At 38.3% G+C, this 26,358-nt stretch carries 30 protein-coding genes and 3 tRNA genes; 25 read left to right on the top strand and 8 right to left on the bottom strand.

From position 1 onward, the window contains the following. Positions 1-41: 41 nt before the first annotated feature. Positions 42-470: a S1 domain-containing RNA-binding protein gene (locus C9J37_RS17825; protein ID WP_024362602.1), complete on the top strand. Its 429-nt coding sequence runs from the start codon at positions 42-44 to the stop codon at positions 468-470. A gap of 178 nt (positions 471-648) precedes the next feature. Here the strand turns inward: C9J37_RS17825 and C9J37_RS17820 are convergent, their stop codons facing one another. The 4 genes from C9J37_RS17820 to C9J37_RS17805 all read right to left on the bottom strand — a co-directional run bounded on the left by C9J37_RS17820 (position 649) and on the right by C9J37_RS17805 (position 1,452). Then, complete coding sequence (locus C9J37_RS17820; RefSeq protein ID WP_107896438.1) at positions 649-897, bottom strand: hypothetical protein; 249 nt, start codon at positions 895-897, stop codon at positions 649-651. A 316-nt stretch (positions 898-1,213) separates the two neighbouring features. Then, positions 1,214-1,285, bottom strand: a tRNA-Glu gene (locus C9J37_RS17815). Positions 1,286-1,290: 5 nt separating this feature from the next. Continuing rightward, positions 1,291-1,367, bottom strand: a tRNA-Met gene (locus tag C9J37_RS17810). A 10-nt stretch (positions 1,368-1,377) separates the two neighbouring features. Further along, positions 1,378-1,452 (bottom strand) — tRNA-Gly (locus C9J37_RS17805). A 373-nt stretch (positions 1,453-1,825) separates the two neighbouring features. Between C9J37_RS17805 and C9J37_RS17800 the strand changes: the two genes are divergently transcribed. From C9J37_RS17800 to dusB, 16 genes are all read left to right on the top strand, one after another. Beyond that, a complete protein-coding gene (locus tag C9J37_RS17800) occupies positions 1,826-4,219 on the top strand; it encodes a SpoIIE family protein phosphatase (protein WP_107896437.1) in 2,394 nt (797 codons plus the stop codon). A 28-nt stretch (positions 4,220-4,247) separates the two neighbouring features. After that, positions 4,248-5,654: a tRNA lysidine(34) synthetase TilS gene (gene tilS, locus C9J37_RS17795; RefSeq protein ID WP_107896436.1), complete on the top strand. Its 1,407-nt coding sequence runs from the start codon at positions 4,248-4,250 to the stop codon at positions 5,652-5,654. A gap of 68 nt (positions 5,655-5,722) precedes the next feature. Further along, complete coding sequence (gene hpt / locus C9J37_RS17790; RefSeq protein ID WP_025218332.1) at positions 5,723-6,265, top strand: hypoxanthine phosphoribosyltransferase; 543 nt, start codon at positions 5,723-5,725, stop codon at positions 6,263-6,265. Between the two features lie 285 nt (positions 6,266-6,550). After that, positions 6,551-8,578, top strand: a complete 2,028-nt coding sequence (gene ftsH, locus C9J37_RS17785) for an ATP-dependent zinc metalloprotease FtsH (RefSeq protein WP_107896435.1) — start codon at positions 6,551-6,553, stop codon at positions 8,576-8,578. 122 nt (positions 8,579-8,700) lie between these two features. Further along, positions 8,701-9,534: an aldo/keto reductase gene (locus tag C9J37_RS17780; protein WP_107896434.1), complete on the top strand. Its 834-nt coding sequence runs from the start codon at positions 8,701-8,703 to the stop codon at positions 9,532-9,534. 254 nt (positions 9,535-9,788) lie between these two features. Further along, on the top strand, positions 9,789-10,556 hold the full coding sequence (locus C9J37_RS17775; RefSeq protein ID WP_025218335.1) for a type III pantothenate kinase: 768 nt from the start codon (positions 9,789-9,791) through the stop codon (positions 10,554-10,556). A 21-nt stretch (positions 10,557-10,577) separates the two neighbouring features. Beyond that, positions 10,578-11,459, top strand: coding sequence for an Hsp33 family molecular chaperone HslO (hslO, locus tag C9J37_RS17770; RefSeq protein WP_107896433.1), 882 nt, complete (start codon positions 10,578-10,580; stop codon positions 11,457-11,459). Further along, positions 11,443-12,408: a peptidyl-prolyl cis-trans isomerase gene (locus C9J37_RS17765; RefSeq protein WP_024362611.1), complete on the top strand. Its 966-nt coding sequence runs from the start codon at positions 11,443-11,445 to the stop codon at positions 12,406-12,408. Before hslO ends, C9J37_RS17765 begins: the two co-directional genes overlap by 17 nt. 444 nt (positions 12,409-12,852) lie before the next feature. Continuing rightward, entirely contained in the window at positions 12,853-13,782 is a 930-nt protein-coding gene (gene cysK, locus C9J37_RS17760; protein WP_107896432.1) for a cysteine synthase A, read from the top strand. 371 nt (positions 13,783-14,153) lie between these two features. Next, entirely contained in the window at positions 14,154-15,563 is a 1,410-nt protein-coding gene (locus C9J37_RS17755) for an anthranilate synthase component I family protein (RefSeq protein ID WP_407656261.1), read from the top strand. Next, entirely contained in the window at positions 15,560-16,141 is a 582-nt protein-coding gene (gene pabA, locus C9J37_RS17750; protein ID WP_069510859.1) for an aminodeoxychorismate/anthranilate synthase component II, read from the top strand. The genes C9J37_RS17755 and pabA overlap by 4 nt, the downstream gene beginning before the upstream one ends. A 1-nt stretch (position 16,142) precedes the next feature. Continuing rightward, positions 16,143-16,982 (top strand): aminodeoxychorismate lyase, encoded by an 840-nt coding sequence (gene pabC / locus C9J37_RS17745; protein ID WP_107896431.1) that lies wholly within the window; start codon positions 16,143-16,145, stop codon positions 16,980-16,982. A 13-nt stretch (positions 16,983-16,995) separates the two neighbouring features. Beyond that, complete coding sequence (gene folP / locus C9J37_RS17740; protein ID WP_107896430.1) at positions 16,996-17,850, top strand: dihydropteroate synthase; 855 nt, start codon at positions 16,996-16,998, stop codon at positions 17,848-17,850. Continuing rightward, a complete protein-coding gene (folB, locus tag C9J37_RS17735) occupies positions 17,850-18,215 on the top strand; it encodes a dihydroneopterin aldolase (protein ID WP_024362617.1) in 366 nt (121 codons plus the stop codon). The genes folP and folB overlap by 1 nt, the downstream gene beginning before the upstream one ends. Beyond that, positions 18,215-18,736 carry a 2-amino-4-hydroxy-6-hydroxymethyldihydropteridine diphosphokinase gene (gene folK, locus C9J37_RS17730; protein ID WP_107896429.1) on the top strand — a complete coding sequence of 174 codons (522 nt, stop codon included), beginning with the start codon at positions 18,215-18,217 and terminating at the stop codon, positions 18,734-18,736. The genes folB and folK overlap by 1 nt, the downstream gene beginning before the upstream one ends. Positions 18,737-18,842: 106 nt before the next feature. After that, complete coding sequence (gene dusB, locus C9J37_RS17725) at positions 18,843-19,883, top strand: tRNA dihydrouridine synthase DusB (RefSeq protein WP_107896428.1); 1,041 nt, start codon at positions 18,843-18,845, stop codon at positions 19,881-19,883. Positions 19,884-20,172: 289 nt separating this feature from the next. On the opposite strand, the gene C9J37_RS17720 is transcribed toward dusB, so the two are convergent. From C9J37_RS17720 to C9J37_RS17710, 3 genes are all read right to left on the bottom strand, one after another. Then, positions 20,173-21,372 carry a site-specific integrase gene (locus tag C9J37_RS17720; protein ID WP_107896427.1) on the bottom strand — a complete coding sequence of 400 codons (1,200 nt, stop codon included), beginning with the start codon at positions 21,370-21,372 and terminating at the stop codon, positions 20,173-20,175. Positions 21,373-21,405: 33 nt separating this feature from the next. Further along, positions 21,406-21,894 (bottom strand): ImmA/IrrE family metallo-endopeptidase, encoded by a 489-nt coding sequence (locus tag C9J37_RS17715; protein ID WP_107896426.1) that lies wholly within the window; start codon positions 21,892-21,894, stop codon positions 21,406-21,408. Positions 21,895-22,000: 106 nt separating this feature from the next. Further along, positions 22,001-22,411 (bottom strand): helix-turn-helix domain-containing protein, encoded by a 411-nt coding sequence (locus C9J37_RS17710; RefSeq protein WP_107896425.1) that lies wholly within the window; start codon positions 22,409-22,411, stop codon positions 22,001-22,003. A 165-nt stretch (positions 22,412-22,576) separates the two neighbouring features. Between C9J37_RS17710 and C9J37_RS17705 the strand changes: the two genes are divergently transcribed. Then, positions 22,577-22,819, top strand: a complete 243-nt coding sequence (locus C9J37_RS17705) for a helix-turn-helix domain-containing protein (protein ID WP_167397350.1) — start codon at positions 22,577-22,579, stop codon at positions 22,817-22,819. 57 nt (positions 22,820-22,876) lie between these two features. Then, on the top strand, positions 22,877-23,122 hold the full coding sequence (locus C9J37_RS17700) for a hypothetical protein (protein WP_107896423.1): 246 nt from the start codon (positions 22,877-22,879) through the stop codon (positions 23,120-23,122). A gap of 1 nt (position 23,123) precedes the next feature. Here C9J37_RS17700 and C9J37_RS17695 read toward each other — a convergent pair whose 3' ends face one another. Continuing rightward, the gene (locus C9J37_RS17695; protein ID WP_107896422.1) at positions 23,124-23,483 is read right to left on the bottom strand and encodes a DUF2513 domain-containing protein; all 360 of its coding nucleotides are present in this window, start codon (positions 23,481-23,483) and stop codon (positions 23,124-23,126) included. Positions 23,484-23,549: 66 nt separating this feature from the next. Here C9J37_RS17695 and C9J37_RS17690 point away from each other — a divergent pair, with 66 nt between their 5' ends. From C9J37_RS17690 to C9J37_RS17665, 6 genes are all read left to right on the top strand, one after another. Continuing rightward, the gene (locus C9J37_RS17690) at positions 23,550-24,314 is read left to right on the top strand and encodes a Rha family transcriptional regulator (RefSeq protein WP_107896421.1); all 765 of its coding nucleotides are present in this window, start codon (positions 23,550-23,552) and stop codon (positions 24,312-24,314) included. Then, the gene (locus C9J37_RS17685) at positions 24,314-24,553 is read left to right on the top strand and encodes a hypothetical protein (RefSeq protein ID WP_107896420.1); all 240 of its coding nucleotides are present in this window, start codon (positions 24,314-24,316) and stop codon (positions 24,551-24,553) included. The genes C9J37_RS17690 and C9J37_RS17685 overlap by 1 nt, the downstream gene beginning before the upstream one ends. Before the next feature lie 23 nt (positions 24,554-24,576). Beyond that, complete coding sequence (locus C9J37_RS17680) at positions 24,577-24,873, top strand: hypothetical protein (protein ID WP_107896419.1); 297 nt, start codon at positions 24,577-24,579, stop codon at positions 24,871-24,873. A gap of 166 nt (positions 24,874-25,039) precedes the next feature. Then, entirely contained in the window at positions 25,040-25,558 is a 519-nt protein-coding gene (locus C9J37_RS17675) for a helix-turn-helix domain-containing protein (protein ID WP_107896418.1), read from the top strand. Next, a complete protein-coding gene (locus C9J37_RS17670; protein ID WP_107896417.1) occupies positions 25,555-25,797 on the top strand; it encodes a hypothetical protein in 243 nt (80 codons plus the stop codon). The genes C9J37_RS17675 and C9J37_RS17670 overlap by 4 nt, the downstream gene beginning before the upstream one ends. 204 nt (positions 25,798-26,001) lie before the next feature. Beyond that, positions 26,002-26,325 (top strand): hypothetical protein, encoded by a 324-nt coding sequence (locus C9J37_RS17665; protein WP_107896416.1) that lies wholly within the window; start codon positions 26,002-26,004, stop codon positions 26,323-26,325. The last annotated feature ends 33 nt before the right edge of the window (positions 26,326-26,358 follow it).

Genomic DNA, 26,358 nt, shown 5'->3' with positions numbered 1-26,358 from the left:
TCAAAAGAGTCGCTTAATTTTTAAGGAGGAGCATTTTTTTTATGTCAATTGAAGTAGGCAGCAAGGTACAAGGTAAAGTAACAGGAATCACAAATTTTGGAGCATTCGTTGAGCTGCCAGACGGCAAAACAGGCTTAGTACACATCAGTGAAGTTGCTGACAATTATGTAAAAGATATCAATGAGCATCTAAAAGTTGGAGATGAAGTTGAAGTAAAAGTGATGAATGTTGAAGCGGATGGAAAGATCGGTCTTTCAATCCGTAAAGCAAAGCCTCAAGCTGAGAGACCAGAGCGTCCTCAACGTCCGCGTCGTGACAATCGTTCTAACGATCGTAACGAACGCCATCAGCCGAAGGAAAACTTTGAGCAAAAAATGGCACGTTTCTTAAAAGATAGTGATGAGCGTTTAGCAACATTAAAACGTGCTACAGAGTCAAAACGTGGTGGTCGCGGGGCTAGAAGAGGGTAGTTTGCTGACTGTTTTAATCGTAGAAAAAGTGTATTAAATAGAACGGAGATTAGCTTTTGTTTATGACAAAGGCTAATCTTTTTTGGTTTAAAGTCAATAGAATATGTACATTTGGAATGATAAGGGTCAAAAAAACGTAATTCCAAAAGATTGAAACTACGCAAATAAAGAAAACACCTTATAATGTTGAGGTTGGTCTTTTCTTCTTCTTAGGAGCAGGTGCAGGTTGCTCCTGTGTTGTTTTAACTGTCTTTTCCGCTGGCTGGGACACCATTTTTACGAGTAAGTACACGCCGTATACGCTTACGACTAGCCCAGTAAGGAGTAAAAATATTTGTATGGCAAACGGTAAGTTAATGAGTATGGATACGAGAATAATCATGGAGCCACTCCCGCAAATTAAAGCTGCTTTCGTTAATAAACTCAAAGAAAGGTAACCTCCTAATAACATGTGCATTTTATCATAAGTATGCCACAGTTTTAGAAAAGAGGCATACTAAAAGTGCTGATGTCAATTGGTACGGTATTGTAACCGATTAATATGGATGTTGATTTTCGCTGAGGGTGGGCTTGCCATGTGATGCTCAGCAAGTATGTCAGTCCTTGTTTACAAAAGATTTCAATTCAGTATTTCTAAAAACATAAAAAATGACAAAAGGCATCAAGGAGTTTAAATTCACTCTTGATGCCTTTTGTCGACAATTTAAACGTCTTAGAAGCTACTTCTAAGACGTTTTGCAGTATGACCCCTACGGGATTCGAACCCGTGTTACCGCCGTGAAAGGGCGGTGTCTTAACCGCTTGACCAAGGGGCCAATTATGGTGGCGGCCGAGGGGATCGAACCCCCGACCTTACGGGTATGAACCGTACGCTCTAGCCAGCTGAGCTAGGCCGCCGAAATGTTATTGGAGCGGAAGACGAGGTTCGAACTCGCGACCCCCACCTTGGCAAGGTGGTGTTCTACCACTGAACTACTTCCGCATTTCTTTTTTAAGGACAAGTTAAATAATACAATCCATTAAACTAAGTGTCAATATTCTTTATGAAAAAAGTTTAATAAAAATCTTAAAAAAATGAAAAAGCATCTATTTGCATGAAAACAAACACCGTGAGCGCATGAATATCAGCGCAAAAAATGACGTTAGCACCATAAAAACACGTAATAATAGAATATTCCGAAAAATATTTACTGTAATTTTGCACAGTATCCTATTTTTTTAGTACTTGCTGACAATTAACGTATTTATGCATATGTATTCGTCGAAATGTTTATATTTTTTTTTGCCATCGTCAGACAATCTTTCCACACATAATTTCTTATAATAACGAAAAAGTGTAGAAAGGGGATTATGTAATGACTAGTGTTGAATGGTATGAAACAGCGAATGTAGACGACCAAAAATCGGGGGCAAGAAAAAGGCAATTGCTGATAGGTTCCCTATTTTTCTTAACATCCTTTTTTTTAGCTCAATCTGTGGTGTTTGAAGCAGCTGTACCTTTCTCTGTCCCGTTTTGGGCGATTATTCGCAGTAAATATAAAGAGTATGCGAAGTTCGTCTTAATAGGCGGTTTAATAGGCTGTTATTTCCTTGGTTTTGGACAAGTCCTCATTCTAGCATTACAAATAGGCATGTATGAATGTATACAACGTTTCCGATATTGGCAGTTACCTCAAAGTATTGCCGTTTCACTTGCAGTACTTATCGTACAAGTATTATGGCAAGGAGTAATGCACCAAGGGCTTCCGCCAGTGCTTGTACAATTTTATGTAGGATGTGAAGTAGCTTTAGCGCTCATTATGACGTTATTTATGCAAGTGCTTTTTGTTAACTCCTATGAGTGGTTTACAAGCCATTGGACATATGAACGGTTAGGCTCAGCGTTAGTTGTATTTGCGGCTATGCTTACGGGGATGCAAGCCGTCGTCATTAGCTATTTTTCTCTACCCATTTTTTTATTACAACTACTTATTTGTTTTGGTGCATCCGTGGGAAGTGTGCCGCTAGCTACTGTAATAGGAGCGGTATTAGGAGCACTTATAGGTGTGGCAAAGTTATCTTTTACAGGGATGTTGTCGGTTGCAACCTTAACGGGGCTTTGTGCAGGTATGGGGGCTCGTGCAGGGAGATTTGGTGTAGCAATTGGTAGCATTTTGCCGAGTGTGTTTTTTTTATTTTATGACGCAACGTTGCCATTAGATAGCGTGTACTTCACGTCAATTGCTATAGGCAGTTTGGTTTTTTTAGTTCTTCCTAAAAGCTATTCAGATAAAGTGCGTAACAAGCTTTTTCCACAACGTGAAGAAGTGTTATTAGCTAGGCAACATTGGTTGACAGAACATGTTACATTTAAGCTAGAGCACTTTCAACATTTCGTTCATTTCATGAAAGAACTTGTATTTGAACGCTTTATGACAGCCCCTGTAGCAGTGAAAGAAGAAGTGGCTCCTATGAATACATGTTTAAGTTGTTTTCGCCATGATCGGTGCTGGGGAGCGCAAAATAATGGCATGGACAAGCTTATGACAGATTGGTTTCATATGAAAGGTGTAGGGAAAGAATCGTCTATCCACCGTGTGGAAGAACAAATTCGATATAAATGTGTTAAATCAACAAAAATTTTCGAGGAATTGGAGACGGAACTGTATAGGGAGCGTATTAATGGACAGTATTTTCATGGTAAAAAAATGATTGCCCTTCAGTTACGCGATATGAGTAATCATCTTAATCAGTTAATTGCAGAGATGAAAGAAGAAACAATCTCTTTCGTCAGCGTAGAGAAGGATATTATTCAACGCTTGAAGGATGCTCATATCGAGTGTTTTCAGCTTGATGTGCTGAGCAATAAGGCGGGAGCGCGAAAAATCGTATGTGCACTAGCTCCTGCACGTGTTAATTGGGAAGAGGATACAACAGTAGCAGAGCGTATGATTTTGCCAATTTTATACGATATTTTTGAAGAACCGTTTGAAATCGATAAAGTTGTTGCGTGTGATGTACCATTTCGTCACATTCAAGTAAGCTTTAGATCAGCTATTAGCTTTGAAGTAGAGTATGATATATATAGCATGTCAAAAGATGCAACGCTATATTCAGGTGATTCACACGCGCTATTCCAACTGCATCCAGGGTTATTTGCCATATTGTTGTCTGATGGTATGGGACAGAGTAAAGAAGCACAGCATGAGAGTAGAAAATTGATTCATTTAATGCGGGAATGTTTGAATTTCAATATGAATCCGGAGACGGCGATGCATACCTTACATTATGTGATGTCTCTTAAGCAACAGGATGATATGTACGCTACGCTCGACTTTGCTCTAGTCGATTTACAACATGGTGATTTATGGTCGTGGAAGGCGGGGGGCATGTCCACCTATATTTTACGAGGCAAAGAGGTATTGAAAGTTGAGAGTAATGCAGCACCTGTTGGGTTTTTGTCGATTTCGGCGGTTGAAGCTGAAAAAAGAAAGCTCAAGGCGGGGGATGTCATACTGATGCATTCAGATGGTCTGTTTTCAAGCATTGCCGATTGGGATGAGCAAGAAGAAGCATTTTTAGCATTCGCACAACAGGTAGCAAGCACAAATAAAACAATACAAGATAAATTAACAACAATAATGCAGTCCTTCCAATCGTACTATGCAATAGAGGATGACTGTACAGTATTGATGTTAGAAGTTACCCATGTTGTGCCAACATGGGCAGTATTTAAACCGGCTCAATATTCCATGAGTAAATCTTCGTAAAAAGAAACGAAAAGGGGAGGAGAAGCGTTTGTCATTTGAATTAAAGGTCAAACAATTTATTGATGAAGAGCAATTATTACAGCAAGACGACCATCTTCTCGTCGCCGTTTCGGGTGGTGTAGATTCAATGGCACTACTCCATTACTTTGTGAAAACTAAAGAGCAATGGGGCATTGAGGTCGAGGCAGTGCATGTCGATCATATGTTAAGAGGCGAGGCATCCGCTGAGGATAGAGCTTTTGTCCAACGTTATTGCGATAAATATGGCGTTATGTTGCATGCAACAGCCATTCCTATTCCAGAAATTTTAGCGCTGGAAAATGGCAACTCACAGTTAGTTTGTCGTAGAGAACGCTATCGTTATTTTGCAGAAGTCATACATAAAACGATGGCAACCAAGCTTGTAACTGCACATCATGCGGACGATCAACTGGAGTCAGTATTAATGGCCCTGACGAAAAATGCTACGATGAATAGTATGCAAGGTATTCGTCCAAAGCGTATTTTTGCAGGAAAATCATTAATTCGTCCGTTTTTAACGGTTACAAAGTCCGAAATAAGGGAATATTTACGGAAGCAGGGTTTGAATTATCGTGAAGATGCGAGCAATCTGAAAGACTCCTACGTAAGAAATCGTTATAGACACCACGTAGTACCCCTATTGAAGGCGGAAAACCCACGTGTCGCTGAGCAGGCGAGTCGATTTACAAAGCATTTGCAAGAGGATGATGCGTACTTAATGACACTTGCACAAGACATATTTTCTAAAACAGTAAAAATATACAATGAAAATATGTATAGTATGGAGATAGAAGCATTTGAAATGGTAGCACTTGCTTTACAAAGGAGGCTCATTTTAATACTATTAAACTATCTTTACAAAGATTCAAATACGATACAAAGTTATGCTATCTTAACTTCGCTTTTAAAGCTTTGTGAAACAACATCTGGGTATGCAGAAATTCACTTACCAGAAGGTTTTATGGCAGTTCGCCGTTACGGCAAATTGACGATTCAGAAAAGCGCATCATTAGAAAGTGAAATTTACCCTGAAAAAGGAATTGTTTTAACTGCTAATGATAGGACAACATTAAAAAATGGTGTCCGTCTATCTGTCGTTAAGCTGTCTGAATTAGCATCCGAATTGCTTACGGATAGTGCACAACTTTTTTACTTTAACGCTAATAAACTTACACTTCCACTCTATATTAGGGCACGTAAGGAAGGAGACCGAATGCTGTTAAAAGGAATGGATAAGCCAAAACGTTTATCTCGCCTTTTTATAGATGAAAAGATTCCTTTAAATGAGCGAAATAGCTGGCCGTTACTGATTTCTCAATCTAACGAGGTCGTAGCGGTAATTGGTGTGCGTATGGGTGTTTATTTTTCAACTACGCCGCAACCAAGCGATGATACAGTGCTCATCGTAGACTAATGGTCTTTGTAAAATATTTCACCTACATACAGGTTGAAAATTTTTGATACACACGAGGAGGAATCAATATGTTACAAAATGACATCGAAAAAATTATGATTACAGAAGAACAACTGCAAGAAAGAATCGCTGAGCTAGGTGCCCAATTAACAGAGGAATATCAAGATTCGTTCCCGTTAGCTGTCGGCGTACTTAAAGGTGCGATGCCCTTCATGACAGACTTAATGAAACGTTTTGATTCTTTTATTGAGCTAGATTTTATGGATGTATCTAGCTATGGTAATGCCACTGTTTCATCTGGTGAAGTGAAAATTTTAAAGGATTTAAACACAAGTGTTGAAGGTCGTGATGTATTAATTATCGAGGACATCATCGATAGCGGGTTAACACTAAGCTATTTGGTGGATTTATTTAAATACCGTAAAGCAAAATCCATTAAAATTGTAACGCTTTTAGACAAACCATCTGGGCGAAAAGTAAACCTTGCTGCTGATTATGTTGGCTTCAAAGTTCCCGATGGCTTTGTTGTTGGCTATGGTTTAGACTACGCTGAGAAATACCGTAATTTACCGTATATCGGTATTTTAAAGCCTGAAGTTTATTCATTTTAATGCCTTAGCCCACTTGGATTAAAGAGTGGGTACAAGTTAAAGCCTCCAGCGGATGACATAGGTAGGGTATAAAACAATTCAATTTCGGATGCATCGAAAGCTGCGCCAAAAGAGAATTACCGGTTGCAAATTCGCTGGGATTGTAATTAGTGGGAGTAAATATGTTTAGATTTCGACAAAATTCGAACGAAACTTTTTTTAAGTAAGGCTTTTCGTTGTATGATGAAATCATGATATGTTAAGATTTTACTTATAATTTTTCTGTTTGTAATGAGGAGGCTGGAGATGAATCGAATATTTCGATATACCATATTCTATTTACTGATTTTCCTAGTGATCATTGGTATATTTGGTACTTTCAATGGCGGTAAATCGCCGACGAACGAAATTACTTATCCAGAGTTTTTAGAAGCTCTTGATAAGAATGAAATTACAGAAGCAAAAATTCAACCTGATAAATCAGTATATATTGTTGAAGGTTCCATGAAAGGTTATGAAAAAGGCGAAAGTTTCACAGTGAACCTTCCCCGCGATAACCAATCATTGATGGATCGAATCGATGAAGCTGCTAAGGATAAGAATAGCAATATAGATTTCTTGAAAGCACCAGAAACGAGTGGATGGGTACAGTTCTTTACAGGTATTATTCCATTCATCATTATCATCTTCTTATTCTTCTTCCTAATGAGTCAATCTCAAGGTGGCGGCAATAAAGTAATGAGTTTTGGTAAAAGTAAAGCTAAGCTTTATGATGACCAAAAGAAAAAAGTTCGTTTTACTGATGTAGCAGGTGCAGATGAAGAGAAAGCGGAACTTGTAGAGGTCGTTGATTTCTTAAAAGATCACCGCAAATTCACTGAAATAGGTGCTCGTATTCCAAAAGGTATCTTACTTGTAGGTCCTCCAGGTACAGGTAAAACATTACTTGCTCGTGCAGTAGCAGGTGAAGCTGGCGTACCATTCTTCTCGATTTCAGGTTCTGACTTCGTGGAAATGTTTGTCGGTGTAGGTGCTTCGCGTGTGCGTGATTTATTCGAAAATGCGAAGAAAAATGCTCCATGTATCATTTTCATTGATGAAATTGATGCTGTAGGTCGTCAGCGTGGTGCTGGTCTTGGCGGTGGTCACGATGAACGTGAGCAAACATTGAACCAATTATTAGTTGAAATGGATGGCTTCGGTGCAAACGAAGGGATTATTATTATCGCGGCAACAAACCGTCCAGATATTTTAGATAAAGCGTTATTACGTCCTGGTCGTTTTGACCGTCAAATTACAGTAGGACATCCTGATGTAAAAGGTCGTGAAGCCATTCTAAAAGTGCATGCTCGCAATAAGCCTCTTTCGGATTCAGTCGATTTAGCAGCTGTAGCACAACGTACACCAGGCTTCTCGGGTGCGGATTTAGAAAACTTATTAAACGAAGCTGCACTTGTAGCAGCACGTAAAAGTAAACGTACGATTAATATGGCAGATATCGATGAGGCATCTGACCGTGTGATTGCAGGTCCAGCGAAAGCGAGCCGCGTTTACTCTGCAAAAGAGAAAAAGCTTGTATCCTTCCATGAAGCGGGTCACGTTGTTGTTGGTCTAGAGCTTGATGAAGCGGATACAGTTCATAAAGTAACAATCGTACCACGTGGTCAAGCGGGTGGTTATGCGATTATGTTACCGAAGGAAGAGCGTTTCTTCACAACAAAACAAGAGCTGTTAGACCGTATTGCGGGACTTCTTGGTGGTCGTGTAGCTGAAGAAATCGTGCTAGGTGAAGTTTCTACTGGGGCTCATAATGACTTCCAAAAGGTAACAAGCATTGCACGTGCGATGGTTACAGAATATGGTATGAGTGAAACTCTTGGTGCGATGCAATTTGGGTCAAGTCAAGGCGGAAATGTATTCCTTGGTCGTGACTTCAACTCAGATCAAAACTACTCTGATTCAATTGCATATGAAATCGATAAAGAAATGCAAAAAATTATTGATACGCAATATGAACGTACTAAACGTATCTTGACAGAAAATCGTCATTTACTTGATTTAATTGCGAATACATTAATGGAAAAAGAAACATTAAATGCGCAAGAGATCGAGCATTTACGTGACCATGGTGTGTTACCAGAACCTGAAGCGGTGGAAAACGTGTTAGAAGAAGCGCCTAAAGTTGAAGCACAACCAACTTTAGAAAAAGTCGGTAAACCTGTTCTTGAAAAAGAATTGCTAAGCGATGCGCCAAATCCAACAACAGCGGATTTACCAAAAGAAGGTTTCGACCAAAAGGATGCTCCTAAAGGGATCGACGAAAAACGTGATTAACCACATAAAAGACTGCTTATGAAATTTTCATAAGCAGTCTTTTTCTTTGCTTTTTTTTTGCATGAAGCATTACGATGTAAATAGTATGTTATGTGTCTGCATAATGGATAGGAGTGTTGAACATGGAAAACGTAACATTGAATAATGGGCTAGAAATGCCTTTAGTAGGCTATGGTGTATTCCGTGTACCAGATGGAGATGATTTGGCTGAAGCTGTTAAAACGGCTATCGCAAAAGGTTATCGTAGCATCGATACTGCACAAGTGTACCGTAATGAGGAAAGCGTTGGGCGAGGAATTCGCGCAGCAATCGATGAAGGTCTAGTTGCACGTGAGGAGCTTTTTGTAACTTCAAAAGTTTGGAATGACGGACTTTCTTATGAAGAGACACTTGCCGCATACGCTAGCAGTTTAGAAAAATTAGGTTTAGACTATTTAGATTTATATTTAATTCATTGGCCAGGTTTAGATACGAACTATATTAAGGCATATAAAGCGCTTGAAAAAATTTATCAGGACGGGCGTGTTCGTTCCATCGGTGTCAGCAATTTCCATGTACATCATTTAGAACATTTATTAAAAGAAACAACGGTTATTCCTGTTATCAATCAAATAGAATTTCACCCCCATCTGACACAGGAAGAAGTACGTAATTATTGTAAAGAACATCGTATTCAAGTTGAAGCATGGTCACCATTAATGAATGGTTCTTTGTTGGAGGAAGCGTTAATTCAACAGTTAGCAAGTAAATACAACAAAACACCAGCACAAATTGTTTTGCGATATGATGTTCAACATGGTGTTGTAACAATCCCAAAAACAATGACGCCATCACGTATGACAGAAAACTTAGATGTTTTTGATTTTGCGTTAGCTGATGAAGAAATGGCGCAGTTAGATGCTATGAATGACGGCTTGCGTTGCGGACCAGACCCTGAAAAATTTAATTTTAAATAATGGTTACGGAGCTACCTTCTAAAATGTAGGGTAGCCCCTTTTATCGTGAGTAGGAATGCTATTTCATTGGCTTAAAAGTGTGGTATCATTTTCTAAAGTGTTCAAACTTTATTTGGTGTTCAGCGAAGCGCCTTCTTAAACTGAAAATAAGCGCCTCTAGTTCGATGGAGTGAAGTTGCACAAACAAATGTTTGTTAAAAGTAATGAAACTCAGTCGGTTTCATTGGGGCGAATTTGATATGGAGGCATCGGCCATGATTTTAGTATTGGATGCAGGAAATTCAAATATTGTTTTGGGAGTCTATGATACAAATGATCAGCTCGCTTTTCATTGGCGAATGGTTACGGATCTTCATAAAACGGAAGACGAATATGCGATGCAAGTACTCGCTTTTTTTAACCATGCAGGCATTTCATTTGAACAAATTACTGGCATTATTATATCCTCGGTTGTACCGCCGATTATGTTTTCGTTAGAAGCAATGTGCAAAAAATATTTTCGGAAAAAACCATTGGTCGTTGGACCCGGTGTAAAAACAGGTTTAAACATTAAATATGAAAACCCACGAGAGGTTGGTTCAGATCGAATCGTAAACGCTATAGCAGCGCTCGATGCTTATAAAGCACCGTTAATTATTGTGGATTTTGGTACGGCAACAACATATTGTTATTTGAATGAAAAAGGCGATTATATGGGCGGTGCTATTGCTCCAGGCATTTCGATTTCAACAGAGGCACTTTATACGCAGGCAGCTCGATTACCACGTATTGAAATTCTTCGATCTACACATATTGTTGGAAAAACAACCGTTTCTGCGATGCAGGCCGGCATTTTTTATGGTTTTGTTGGACAAGTGGAGGGCATTGTTAATCGCATGAAGGCACAAAGTAAAGAAGAGCCGCTTGTTATTGCAACTGGAGGATTAGCTAATTTAATTGCTGGGGAGACGCAAGTGATAGATGTCGTCGATCCATTTTTAACATTAAAAGGTTTATATAAGTTATATAAACGTAACCAATAAGAAAAGAGGGACTTTTCATTTATGAAAGATTATTTAGTTCGAGGTTTAGGATTTAATGGGCAGGTGCGTGTTTTCGCTGCTTGTACAACAGCAACTGTAGGAGAAGCACAACGCCGTCATAATACATGGCCAGTTGTGTCTGCAGCTCTTGGTCGTTCCATGACTGCTGGTGTCATGATGGGAGCTATGTTAAAAGGTCAAGAAAAGATTACCATTAAAATCGAAGGTAATGGTCCAATCGGTCCTATGGTAATTGATAGTAACGCTCAAGGTGAAGTGCGTGGTTTTGTAACAAATCCACACGTGCATTTTGATTTAAACGAACAGGGCAAGTTGGATGTACGAGCTGGTGTCGGGACGGAAGGCGCGTTAACGATTGTCAAGGATCTGGGCTTACGTGATATGTTCTCTGGCCAAACACCAATTATATCTGGAGAAATTGCAGAAGATTTTACTTACTATTTTGCAACATCTGAACAGGTGCCTTCATCTGTAGGGCTTGGTGTGCTAGTTAATCCGGATAATTCTATTCTAGCAGCGGGCGGCTTTATTCTTCAACTTATGCCGGGCTGTGAAGAAGAAACAATCGACGCAATCGAGCAACATTTAGCGACGCTAGAGCCTGTATCGAAAATGATTGAAAAGGGCTATACGCCAGAGCAAATTTTAGAGGCTGTATTAGGAGAAGGAAAAGTCCAAATTTTAGATTCAATGCCGGTTGAATTTAAATGTCAATGTTCAAAAGAGCGATTTGGTGCAGCAATTTTAGGTTTGGGTTCGCAGGAAATTCAAGAAATGATTGATGAAGATGGTGCGGCTGAAGCACAATGTCACTTCTGTTTAGAAACATATCATTTCTCAAAAGAAGTACTAGAAGGTTTTATCGATGAGCTCAACGCGTAATCGGAGACCACAGACATCTTCAACACCCAACCAAACGCCCTTATTGCAACGCCGTTTAAAAACAAAGCCGGCTTTAATAGTTATTGCTATCTTATTACTAGGGAATTTTTTATGGTTTATTGCTTGGTTAATTCCAAATAAAGGTCAGGAAATTGGTAGCGACGAACAAGTCGCTGCCGTTGATGGCGATGTAATAACACGCCAAGAGTGGATGATTGCTATGGAAGAACGCTATGGTAAAGAAACTCTCCAAAACTTAGTGAATGAATCTGTTATGGAAAAGGCTGCTGATAAATATAAAATAAAGGTGTCTAATCAAGAGATTGATTTAGAACTTGCGTTAATGCGTTCAGCTCAAGATAAATTCGATACAGCATTGCAAAATCTTTCGGCCGACCAGTTAAAGCAGAAAATTCGCTCAGGGCTTATTTTAGATAAAGTACTAACAAAAGATGTTGTAATTAAAGAAGACAGTATTAAAAAATACTATGAAGAAAATAAAGCGTTATATAATACTGACACAAGTTATCGTACTAATTTTATTGAGGTAGACTCAAAAAAAGCTGCTGAAGAAGCGTTAAGTGAACTAAAAAATGGGTCTGATTTTTCTGTGCTGGCACGTGAAATTTCAATTGACAGTGCATCGGCTAGCTTAGGTGGAGACATAGGGTTCTTAACAGAGAAGCAGGGCAATATTGATCCAGCTCTGTTAAAAGCGGTTAAAACGTTATCGGCAAATGAAATTAGTAAGGTATTTAAGTTAGATAATGGCCATTACGGAATCGTCCAAGTTCAAGAAGTAATAGAAGGTCAATCCTTTACATATGACGATGTGAAAGAACATATCGAACGGGAGCTTGCGTTGGAGCAATTGCAACAATCTATAACACCTGAAGCATTTTGGTCTGAATTTAAGGCGACTTGGTATTATGGTGAAGAAAAGAAATGATAAAAGGAAGCGGCTGGGACATAACTAAAAAAATTTAAGGAACAGAGGACAGGTATTCGTAAATTTTTGCTATATGGAGAACTTATCTTTTCTTGCTTTTGCAATAAATAAAAAATTAGAAGTGTTCACTAGTTGTTGGTAGCGAAGGCGGTGACTCCAGCGGGAACAGCACATAATGTTAGACGCAACAGACCGCGCGTTAGCGAGGGTTGCGGCTTACGGTGTGCCCGCGGAAAGCACCGCCGTAGCGGACAACAACGGAATAGCAAAAAAGTGTTAGATCGATGGCAGTCAATCTAACACTTCTTCTCTTTTGTCCCAACCTATTCAAATAAATATTCTGAAAATATAAGCTTTATTGATTGACAATGCAACTGGAAAATTGATAAAATACAAAATAAGTAAAACCTATAAAATTAGTAGGGATTAGGAGTGGAATAATAAATGAGTAGATTAGCGAACTCAGTAGCTGAATTAGTTGGTAAAACACCAATTGTAAAATTAAATCATGCAACAGGTGAAAATGAAGGTACTGTATATGTTAAATTAGAGTATTTTAACCCAGGGAGCTCAGTAAAAGACCGTTTAGCGTTGGCGATGATTGAGGCTGCTGAAAAAGATGGAACGTTAAAACCAGGTGGTACGATTATTGAACCTACTTCTGGTAATACAGGAATTGGGTTAGCAATGATTGCTGCAGCTAAGGGCTATAAAGCAATCTTAGTAATGCCAGAAACAATGAGTTTAGAGCGACGTAATTTACTGCGTGCTTATGGTGCTGATTTAGTGTTAACACCTGGACCAGCTGGCATGAAAGGTGCCATTTCAAAGGCGGAAGAGTTATCTGCAGAGCACGGATACTTTTTACCGCAGCAATTCACTAACCCAGCAAACGCAGTTGTTCACCGTTTAACAACAGGCCCAGAAATCGTGGAAGCTTTTGATGGCTTGAAATTAGATGCATTTGTTGCTGGTGTTGGTACAGGCGGTACAATTACGGGTGCTGGTAGCGTGTTAAAAGAGAAGTACCCAGAAATTGAAATTATTGCTGTTGAGCCAAAAGATTCTCCAGTACTTTCAGGAGGTCAACCAGGTCCGCATAAAATCCAAGGTATTGGTGCTGGATTCGTCCCTTCTGTTTTAGATACAGATGTTTATTCTTCAGTATTCCCTGTAGAAAATGAAATTGCGTTTGAAGTAGCGCGTAAAGTAGCGCGTGAAGAGGGTATTCTATGCGGTATTTCTTCAGGTGCAGCGATCTATGCAGCGATTGAGACAGCAAAACGCTTAGGTAAGGACTCAAATGTCCTTGCAATCGTACCTTCAAATGGTGAGCGTTACCTATCTACACCTTTATACCAATTTGAAGACTAATTTTCAGACAAAATGATATCCTCCTAAAAGGGAGTCTTATAGACTGTAGGCAATCTCAAAAAATTGAGAGTGTGCCTACAGTTTTTTCTTTATGGAAGAGCCGCTATTTGACGAGAGGGAGCACCTTTTAGTCTGCAACTTAATTTTAAAAAAGACTATATACAAAACGCCTGCATGGAACAAAAATGGCCGATACTTCCTCGCTATTTTGAGCAAGAAATAGTGCCATTAGAAATGAACAGTATTGGCAATCGGTTGTAGCAAGAAGTGGCATTTATAGTTATTTATTTTAGTAGCAAAAAAAATTCGCATCTCTGCATTTTTCACGTTAAGATGGAATCACATCATATGATCCAAAGGGGAAGAGCAACGTGAATACATTATCTACGAAATCAGTGAAAATGGACGCAGACGCGTTTTTTTATAGCTATAAAAAGCAAACGACAGATGAAAAAGCCCATGTATTTTTAGAGAGTGGACGTGGGGGGCACTATTCGATCGCCGCATGGCAACCATTAGCAACTGCTCAATCAATTGAGGGTGGTTTGCTTATAGAGTGGAGAGATGGCACTCGCGAAATGTTATACGGGGAGCCACTTGATTTATTAGAACAGTTAGTAGCGAACTATCAATTAACTTATGATGCTAAACTGCCTGTTTTCCAAGGAGGCGCAATCGGTTTTGTGTCATACGATTACGCACGGAAAATTGAGGAGCTGCCAGAACTAGCAACAGATGATTTAAAGGTGCCAGATATTTATTTTTATTTATTTGATTGTTGGGCAGTACATGATGTTAAGACAAATGAAGTAACGTTTATGAAGTTAGCAAACTGTGATGTGAACCTTGAAGAGCAAGCACATGCTTGGCAAGTAGCGGCACAGGAAGGTTTGCAGTTAAGGAAATTTGAAAAGACAAATGCTGTTGAAGTGGTAAATGATGAAAGTGAACTGCTTGTGTCATTTGCAGGCACTGCCTTTGAAGCTGCTGTGAGGAAAATTCAAAGCTATATAGCACAAGGTGACGTGTTTCAAGTGAATTTATCAGTTCGTCAATCGAAAAAATTAAATGCTACAGCAATGGATGTTTATGAAGCGTTACGTGCATTTAATCCTTCGCCATATATGGCGTATATTGAAGCCCCTGATTTTGCGGTTGTGTCTGGTTCGCCAGAGCTATTGGTGAAACGCCAAGGTAAGGAGTTATCAACACGACCAATAGCAGGAACGCGTCCGAGAGGAAAGTCTGACGAACAAGACATTGCGTTGGCACAGGAGTTAATTGATAACGAGAAGGAGCGAGCAGAACATGTGATGCTCGTTGATTTAGAACGTAATGACTTAGGGAGAGTATCCACATACGGTACAGTTGAGGTCGATGAGTTTATGGTCATTGAACGCTATTCACATGTAATGCATATTGTGTCAAATGTGCGTGGTGAGATAGCTGAAGGCAAGACCAATGCGGATGTCGTTCGAGCGATGTTCCCAGGTGGGACGATTACAGGAGCACCTAAAATTCGTACGATGGAAATTATTGAAGAATTAGAACCAGTACGTCGAGGACTATATACGGGGTCCATTGGCTGGTTAGGCTATACAGGGGATATGGAATTGAATATTGTGATACGAACAGCGTTTGTTAAAGATGGAATGGCCCATATCCAAGCTGGTGCAGGAATTGTCATTGATTCTGTTCCAGAAAGAGAATACCAAGAGTCTTTAAATAAAGCAAAAGCTATGTGGCAGGCTAAGGCAATGGCAGAGGAGCGAGCAAAATGATTTTAATGATTGATAACTATGATTCTTTTACATATAATCTTGTGCAGTATTTTGGAGAATTTGGACATGAGTTAATTGTGAAAAGAAATGATTCGTTAACAATTGCGGATATTGAAAAACTTGCGCCAGATATGATTGTGATTTCGCCAGGACCTTGTAGTCCGAACGAAGCTGGTGAAAGTCTAAACATCATTCGATATTTCGCGGGAAATATTCCTATTTTAGGGGTGTGTCTTGGACATCAAGCAATAGCTCAAGTTTTTGGAGGACATGTTATTCGTGCAGAACGTTTAATGCATGGTAAAACGTCTCCGGTGTTGCATGCGGAAAATGGTCTACATGCAGGTATGCCCAATCCATTTCAAGCAACACGGTATCATTCGCTCATTGTGGAAAAAGAAAGCTTACCAGCCTGTTTTGATGTGACAGCTTGGACTGCGGAAGGAGAAATTATGGGGATTCGGCATAAAGAGTATCCAATCGAAGGAGTTCAATATCATCCAGAATCTATTATGACGGAACAGGGGAAAAAGCTTCTACGTCATTTTATCGAATTGTATGTAGAAGGAGCGAAATAATATGCAGTGCTGGTTGAACGGGAACTATGTAGCAGCGGAGGAATTGCGAATCTCACCATTTGACCATGGTTTTTTATATGGCTTAGGTTTTTTCGAGACGTTGCGTACTTACAATGGGAAGGTATTATTTTGGGAAGCGCATATGGAAAGATTACAAGCGGCACTTACGCAGTTCCATATCCACCTGCCTTATACAAAACAGGATTTACTTGCGGTTATTGAACAACTAAATCTAGCTGCAGGTGGGAAAGATGGTTATTTTCGTTTAAATGTATCTGCTGGGGAGCACAGTATAGGTTTGCAACCGAGCGAGTATACACAACCCAATGTGATCATCTTTCGGAAAGAGTTGCCTGATACTCCTCGTGGTAAGGAAAAAACAGCGCAATGGTTAGAGGTAAGACGGAATACTCCTGAAGGCGCTTTACGTGTTAAGTCGCATCATTATGGCAATAACGTTTTAGGAAGGTTTGAAATGTCCTCTTTAGCAATGCAGGAAGGTTTCTTTTTAACAGAGGAGGGCTATGTGGCTGAAGGTGTCACTTCAAATATATTTTGGGTGAAAGATGATATACTATATACGCCTTCTTTAGAAGCGGGTATTTTACCTGGTATTACGAGAGCGTGGATACTAGAACATGCGCAGTCAGTAGGTATTGAAATACGAGAAGGTTTATTTACTAAAAACGATGTGGAGCAAGGGTGCGAATGTTTTATTACGAACTCTGTGCAAGAGCTTGTTCCCATTTGCAAGTTAGAAGATATTCAGTTGTTAGGCAATAAAGGACCGATTTATTTACGTTTACATGAGGCGTTTATCAATGAGGTGGAACAACAATAGAAGGAGCATTAAAATGCTAGAAAACTATACAACACCGTTAACAATTAATGGGATTACTTTAGATTATAACAGTGAAACATTTATTATGGGTATTTTAAATGTCACGCCAGACTCTTTTTCAGATGGTGGGAAATATAATAACGTTGATGCCGCTGTAGAGCAGGCTAAAAAGATGGTAGCTGAAGGTGCGAAAATTATTGATGTTGGCGGTGAATCGACACGCCCTGGTTATGAGCGTATTTCTGATGAAGATGAAATTGCGCGTATTGTACCGGTTATTCAGGCACTAGTAGCGGAAGTACCAGCTATTATTTCGGTTGATACGTATAAAGCGAGAGTAGCACGGGCGGCGATTGAAGCGGGTGCTCATATTATTAATGATATTTGGGGTGCCAAATCAGAACCTGCGATTGCAGAAGTTGCTGCGGAACTAAATGTACCGATTATTTTAATGCATAATCGCGAAAACAAAGATTATGGAAGTAATTTTTGGGCAACAGCCAAAGCGGATTTAGAACAGAGTATTGCTATTGCGAAGAAGGCTGGTGTGCCTGATTCTCATATTATATTGGATCCAGGCATCGGTTTTGCTAAAACAACGGCTCAAAATATTGCAATGATGCAGCATCTAGCGGATTTAGTGAATATGGGGTACCCTGTGTTATTAGCAACCTCGCGTAAGTCAATGATTGGCAATGTATTGCAGCTTCCTGTAGAAGAACGGATTGAAGGGACATGCGCAACTGTTGTTTATGGCATTGAAAAAGGCTGTCATCTAATCCGTGTGCACGATGTGAAAGAAATGGCTCGTGCTTCCTATATGGCAGATGTGTTAGTTGGTAAACGTATTTACAAGGAGGAAGCGTAATGGACTATATTCATTTAAAGGACATGCAGTTTTATGGCTATCATGGTGTTTTAGCAGCAGAAACAACACTAGGTCAACGCTTCCGTGCCAATGTTTCACTAGCGGTTGATATGACTAAAGCGGGTGACACAGATGATTTAACGTATACAGTGAATTATGCTGAAGTGTATGCGCTTTGTCGTGATATCGTTGAGGGCGAGCCTTTTAAACTAATTGAAGCTCTTGTTGCGAAAATCGCTAATAGTATACTCTCTGCATATCCTGACAAGGTCAAAGGTGTACGAGTTGAGCTGATTAAACCAGATCCACCGATACATGGTTATTACAAAGAAGTTTCAGTTGAGATAACTAGAGGTGACTTCTAATGAATGACGTATATATATCGATTGGTACAAATATTGGTGAACGTTATGCAAACCTTCAGCGTGCAATCGAACTTTTGATGGAAAAAGACCAGATAGAGGTTGCGCGTATATCTTCTATCTATGAAACGGCAGCTGTAGGCTTTACTGACCAAGCAGATTTTTTAAATATTGCGGTTCATGTTAGAACAAGTAGTTCATCTTGTGAAATGCTAAAGATTTGTCAGTCAGTAGAGAACGAGTTAGGTCGTGTTCGGGAGTTTCGATGGGGGCCTCGAATCATCGACCTTGACATTCTACTCTACAATCACGAAAATATTGAAACAGACAGCTTACTTGTGCCACATCCAAGAATGTATGAACGAGCTTTCGTGTTAGTACCATTAATAGAAATTACGCCTACCCCATCTGGAGAGCAATTACAAAGAGCACACGAAACGCTGCAACAGATGAATTGGCAAGAGGAAGGCGTAACGCTATGGATGCAATCAGCGGATACGAGATTGATGCCGTCTATGAAATAATGTGCATAAGTTTGATTTGTGGAGAGCTTAATAATAAATGCCAAAAGCATTAACAATACATCTTTAGCAATGACGGGTGAAAGCCCATAGAAGGAGGAAATCGACGTTGAGTCAGACAACTGAAAAGCCGTTTCAAATTGGCGATATTGTCATGGACAACCGTGTCGTATTAGCACCAATGGCTGGTATCTGTAACTCTGCTTTTCGATTAACGGTGAAAGAATTCGGAGCAGGGCTAGTATATGCAGAAATGATTAGTGATAAAGGGATTGTTAGTAAAAATGAAAAGACGTTAGGTATGCTATATATTGACGAACGTGAAAATCCCCTTTCCCTACAAATTTTTGGTGGAGATAAAACGACACTTGTAGAAGCGGCGAAGTATGTAGACGAAAATACAACTGCCGATATTATTGATATTAATATGGGCTGTCCAGTCAATAAAATAATCAAGTGTGAAGCAGGTGCACGTTTACTGCTAGATCCAAACAAAGTTTACGAAATGGTAGCTGCGGTTGTTGATGCGGTGAAAAAGCCAGTCAGTGTAAAAATGCGTATTGGGTGGGACGATGAACATGTCTTTGCTGTGGAAAATGCGCAGGCTGTTGAACGTGCCGGCGCTTCAGCGGTAGCAGTTCATGGCCGTACACGTGTGCAAATGTACGAAGGAAAAGCAAATTGGGATATTATTCGTCAAGTAAAGGAAAATGTCAATATCCCTGTGCTTGGCAATGGTGATGTTGAATCGCCCCAAGATGCAAAACGTATGCTAGATACAACAGGGGTGGATGCTGTAATGATCGGACGAGCAGCATTAGGTAATCCGTGGATGATTTATCGTACAGTTCAGTATTTGGAAACAGGAGAGTTAAAAGACGAGCCTGGCGTTCGCGAAAAAATGGATGTATGTTTATTGCACTTTGAACGCCTAATGCAATTAAAAGGAGAGAGTGTGGCTGTGCGCGAAATGCGTAAGCACGCATCGTGGTATTTAAAAGGTATTCGTGGTAACGGTAAAGCCCGCAGTGCTATTAATCAAACTGAAACAGCAACAGAGCTACGTGCTATATTAAATGGAATTGTGCAAGACTATGAGCAACGTGAGTCTGAAATTTATGTACCAGAGCAAAACGAAATTATCATATAATGTGATAAGAGACGTCTCAATTTAAATTTGAGATGTCTCTTTTGTTATGATTAATGTAAAAGTAGATATAAAACAACCTGATCTGCCCACTTTAATTTTTAGAATTATTAATTATTTTAACTCTTATGGAATTTAAACCGAAACAGATGAATACAGCTTTAAAATTGTGTACAATAGAAATATTATGGACGTAAACGCGGACATAAAGCCCGAAATCCTTTATTTATCAAGTGGTTTCGGGCTTTGTATTTATAAAACGATGCCCAAATGATGCCGAAACCCTAAAAAATCATGTTTTTTGAAGTTCTCTCATCAATTTACCGAATTTTTCTGACGCTTCTTTTTTTCTGTCTTGAGTAACATGAAGATATATTTTTTTAGTTGTATCTTCATCTTCGTGACCTAATCGATCCATGATTAATTCTAACGGTACATCAATCTCTGCTAAAAGAGAAGTGTGAGTGTGTCGGAATGAATGTGGTGTTAGTTGCTTATTGAAATTTGGCATTTTATTCAAAATTAATTTCATGTGTCTATTCACAATTCGTAAATACCATGGATAACCCATATATTCGCCATATAAGCGCGAGAAAACAAAATCAAAATCTTTATAATTCTTCTCATAAATAGTTTTTATCTTTTTTTGATTTAGTTGATGCCCTATTAATAAAGCTATGAGTTCCTCTTCAATATCTATTTTCCGAATTGAACCCTCTGTTTTAGGAGGAGTAAGTTCAAATTGATCAAATTTATTCTTTGGATTATAAAGAGTCTTTGTTATATTGATCGTTCCTTCTTCAAAATCTATATCAGACCACTTTAACGCTAATGCCTCTCCTGGACGCATTCCCGTCCATGCTAACGTGTTGAAATAAACATAGTCACCTATTTTACCACTCTGATAACAAACATCTAAAAACGCCTTTAATTCATGTTTTTCGAAGTATGTATCGGTGATAGCCTCGTTTTCAATCTCTTCGACCGTTTTAATTCGCTTAGGAACAATCGTGAATTCAGTTGGATCATCTAATAGTATTTTCTTTTCACGAGCATATTTAAATACCTGTTTAGCTGTACCGTGAACATTTGTCAAAGTGTTATAAGATAATTGCTCGTGGAGATTAAACAGAAACTTTTGATAAACATCTTGTGTGATATTTTGAACCTTAACATGCCCAAAACCTTCATATAACTTTTCTAAATGATAATCTTTTGAGCGTATGGTGCTATTTTTTACACCACTTTTTGTATAGCGTTCAAACCACTCCTCTCCTAAGTCATGAAAGGTTGCTTTGTTTTTAAAATCTAAATTCCATTTATCTATTTCATATTCCATAGCACGAGCAGCCTTAACAGCATCCTTTTCTTTTAAAAAACCTCTTTTAACAATTCGTTCTCTTTTACCAGTAGTGGGATTAGTACCGTTTTCAATTACATACATCCACCGTTCCTTACCGTCTTTTAATTCATATTTTTGGATAGAAGCCATGTAATTCCCCTCCATTATAAAAGTTAAATCGACTTAAATATACAATTGAATATCTATACTCACTGATGTTAAATGGTTGTTAAAATATTGTTCTAATCGCTTTTCAGCAAACCAATATTCGACATTAAAAGTTTTCTGTATTAAGAAAATAGCTTTTTCCTTATTTGAAGGTAGAATCATTTTATTTAGCATAAATGTCGGAATACATGCGTGGTACATGAAATTGTTAGCTTTCCACTCTTGATACTCTCTAAATAAAGGAGGGGATTTCGCTTGATTACCAGAATGCAGAGTCCCGTGACCTAGTTCATGACCAAATTCTTGCCACTGTTCCTCTTTGGATAATCTAGAATCTATAAAAATTACATTACCAATGTTAGTTGAATCATATGGTGATAAGAATAAAGTAAACCCAAGTCGCGACGCAATTACTTTCATGTCTAAATGTTCTGGGTTAGTTACACCGATACTGGTATAAAGGTCTCTAATGTAATCTTCTGAATGAGTATAAACGAAAGTCATAACATCCCTCTTTTGCAAACATATGTTCTTTTGATATTAACAAAAAAATTCACCATAGAAAAGGCGAATTTTTAAATGTCTGGAAAAGCTACATAAGAATGTAAAATCATTTCTTATTTTCTTGTTGTTTTTTCAATACTTCATAGAAAACTTCAAATTGTTCTAATGCGTCTAATATGTTTTTGGGTTGATTTTTAAAGAATAAATTTTCTCTAGTTAGAAAAAAATCAATAACTTCTTTTTGATATGCATTAAGGTTGTTGTAATCATCATCCGAGATACCAGCTTGTTTGTGTAAAGCTTCTTTATTATCCGTTCTCCCTAATAGGTAATCTATAGAGACATTATATAAGTCTGCTAAATTAGATAACATCAATGGGTCAGGTGATCTTGTTCCATTTTCATATCCGGACAAAGTATTACTTTTAATACCTAATTTATCAGCAACAAATTTCTGAAGGTAACCATGCTCTTCTCGCAGTGCTCTTAAGCGTCTAGCTAAAATATCTTCGCCCATGAAAAACAACCTTTCTAAGTAATCGTTATTATAAATAATATCGCAATTCTCGATTTTTTATATAAATATTCGCAAAACGTGATAAAAAAGTTTGACAATCTCATTTTGCGATGTTAAAGTGTAATTAATCAAATCGCAAATCGCGAAATGAAAGGGGGTGTAATTATGGAGGAAAAACTAGTTGTCCATAATAACCTTAAAAGATTGCGTAAAACAAGAGGTATCCAACAAAAGTTCGTGGCTGAATCAATTGGTATTTCACCTAATTATTACTGTCAAATTGAAAATGGACATCGCATTTTGCCAACTAAATACTTACCAAAAATAAGGGAAATTTTTGGTGTCACATTAGACGAAATTTTTTTTGATAAAGACATCGCAAATTGCGATTCTAATAAAATTGCATAGGTAATACTTCTTCTTATACCAGATAAATCTGTATATAACTCGAAAGGTGGTGTAGATGTGGATGCGAATAAATTAAATTTACACGCGATTATAGAAGCAATCGCCAACGACGATTTCGTTGTAACTGGTTTGTTACCAACTGGCGAAGTGACGATTGCCATACTAACTGATATAGAGCAAAAAGCTTTGAACAGCACGACTACAGAGAATGTAGATCAAATGATTCAAAAATTGAGAGACGCAGGGCAGTTTACGCATTTGGAGTTTAAATCTGCCTTTCAAAATAAACTAAAACACTTTTGAGTTACTCAATACCTATACTTTTTGCTATAAATTTCGTTGCTACATCCTTAATGACATCTAGAGTAACAACTCCAAATGGTTGAACTACAGTTTTTGTTTTGTTCCAAATGGATTGTTCTCTTATAGAAGCGATATATTGATGACCATCCCAAGTAAGATCTAACACATAATGACTATTTTTATTAGCGACTTTTATTAAACCTGCTTGCGCAAGTTGCATGTTGTGATATTCAACTTCTTCAAAGTCATACTGCGGAAGATGTTCTTGAGCAATAGTCTCAATATAAAAATTTGCATGACCATTAGAAATTTCTTCAATTGCAAGAAGTAAGTCACGTATTAAATCATGATTAAGTTTCATTAAATACACCTCCAATCTACCAATAGTTTAGCAGATTGGAAAATTTTAAACATAGGAGGATTTATCATGAATCTAGTAATCATTCAAAACAGACAAGCTGTAACTACATCATTACAGGTAGCAGAATCGTTCGAAAAGCGTCACGACCATGTATTGCGTGATATTGAAACGATTTTAGGGGGTCTCCCCAATTTTGGGGAAGCCCCAATGTTCTACGAATCTACTTATGAACACCCACAAAACAAACAGCAATATCGTATGTTTTACATGAATCGAGACGGCTTCACTTTACTCGCTATGGGCTTCACAGGTCAAAAAGCAATGCAATTCAAATTGAAATACATTCAAGCATTTAATGAAATGGAACGTCAACTAACTCAACCGACAACTGCTGAATTAATCGCCATGATGGCACAACAAGGCGTTGAACAAGAACGCCGTTTAAATGCAGTAGAAGAAAAGCAACTGCAATTGGAAACAAAACAGGACAATATTGCTGAAATCATTGCACTTAACCCTACTGAATGGCGCAAGAAGGTTACAAATCTTATTAATAAGATAGCTCTTTCGCGCGGCGGATTCGAAGCATATCGAAATGTTCGCAACGAAAGTTATCAAATTCTAGAAGAACGTGGTCGCTGTAAACTTGATATCCGTTTAAGTAACCGAAGAAAAGAAATGGCTTTGAATGGCATTTCTAAATCTAAGCTGGATAAAGTAACAAAGCTCGATGTTATTGCAGAAGATGCAAGATTAACCGAAATCTACTTAGCGATTGTTAAAGAAATGGCTATTAAGTATCAAATCAAAGTAGAAGGGTTGGGAGCCTAATGTTAGAACTAATCAGAAAAAATGCTTTACTCACAGATCAATTTGCAATTGAAACAGATACAAATGTTGATAGTGCCTTATCAGTAGTTTCTATAAATATAGTAGACGGAAATGTATCTAATGGCTTCACAGAAAACACAGGTATTACTTTAAGTCTTGATTATGACGAATTAGATGAAATTATCATCATTTTACAACAAGCGAGTGAATCCCTTAAACGAGCAGAAAACAGAGATTAAATCATATTAAAAGGAGGGCTATTATGTTTGATCCGAATTTTATCACTAATATATTCGAAAAAATCCGACTAATAATTCGTGAAGAAATGGAACAAGTTTTGAAAAACATCTCAATCAACAAGTACCCTCACATGTTGAAGCAAGAACATCTATGCGAAATATTCCAATGCGAACGGAATGCCATTTATAAATTAACAAAAATGGATACCTTCCCTAAGTTTGAACATATTCACGGAAGGTATCCAAGGGATTTAGTTTTTGAATGGATTGAACAAAATACAAATCAAGTTCAAACCATCAAAAAGTTAAAAGCAAGTTAGGAGAGGCCAGGGCAAATGGCCTCTGTCAAACTACCAATCTAGTAAGAGGTAGGGGCAAATCTACCTCTTAACCATTATTATACACAAATTACTGAAACTTGATGGTTGCAACCAAGTTAACTTTAGACTGAAATGTGACCTTAATTGAATAGAAAGGGTGTTAAATGTGAATGTCACTGAAAATACAGTAGGGGGATTAATCAAGGAACTGCGGGGCGCCGAAACACAATTAAGCCTTGGATTAGATATTGGAGTTGGAAGGGAACGGCTATCTAGATATGAGAATGGTCGGGCGAAAGTGCCATCAGATATTAGTAGAACGCTGGTTAGTCGATTCGATAATCCGAAACTTGCTTTAACAGTACAACATGAATACACAAGTACAGGTCCTATCTACTTGAATGGCCCAAATGTAGACCTTCATAGGTGTAGCGTACGTGAGAAAACAATAGAAGAACTGCAGGAAGCGATTGACGCAATTAAAAAAACAAGTTTATCAAAACCGAAAGATGCAATTAATCCATTTGAGAAGCAACTAATGATGGACACACTTGAAGAAGCTGTAGAAGCTCAAACAGCATTAGCTAACTTTATAGCTGTAATGACAGATCACATGAGCATTAGTTACACAGGTGTTTGGGATAGCCATTACCAGTACCTGCAAAAGGAAGGATATATCAAATGAATATAGATGAACAAATAGAACGTGAATTATCTTGCATTGATGATTTAACGGCTGAAATCAGAATACTAGCACACAAACTTGAAACTGACATAGCCAAACAACGCAAACAGGACCTACATAATTCATTGGAACAGCTAGAAAAACTTCGTAGACGAAAGGAATTGCGGTCGATTGCGGTTGAACTAAACTTGCAAGGAAAAAAAGCGAAAGTGGTGAAGAAACTTGCGCATCAAGCCTAGAGCGTGGAGGCATATGACATTAAAACAAAGGTTAATATATGTACATTTCTTTTGTGACAAGAATGTGCTAGCAAAGTTAAATGGCAATAAAAAAGCTGCTTAATCGGATGCAACGATTAAACAGCGACAACATATACAAGTTCATTATAACACAAAACCAGACGTTTGAAATATAAAGTGCTATGGCACAGAGGGAGCTTAATTATGAAAAGAAAATTTGAGGTTGAAGTTGTAAGAACAGATAAATATGTAATCGAGTTAGATGAATCAGTGATGGATGACAGTTGGATGGAGAATTTCTATCAACACATGCATGAGTTTGAGAGTTTAGCTAAACATGCTGAACACATTGCTCAATACCGTGCTCGTTTCAACAACGGTAGTTACTATGGTGGCTTTATAGAAGGATATGGGGAAATTGCTTTAGAAGGGAAAGTTAGACAGGATGAAAACTGGCATTTCCCAGCTGTAAATATCTTGAAAGCAGATGAAGATAACGACATTGAAGTTGAAGTAAAAGAAATTTAGTATCTGACGTTTGCGAGTCGAAACTCGCTCTCG

It is taken from the genome of Lysinibacillus mangiferihumi, from assembly GCF_003049665.1.
In the GTDB taxonomy this organism is placed as follows: domain Bacteria; phylum Bacillota; class Bacilli; order Bacillales_A; family Planococcaceae; genus Lysinibacillus; species Lysinibacillus mangiferihumi.
The sequence above is the reverse complement of the archived record's forward strand: the minus strand, read 5'-3'. Positions and strand labels throughout refer to the sequence as shown.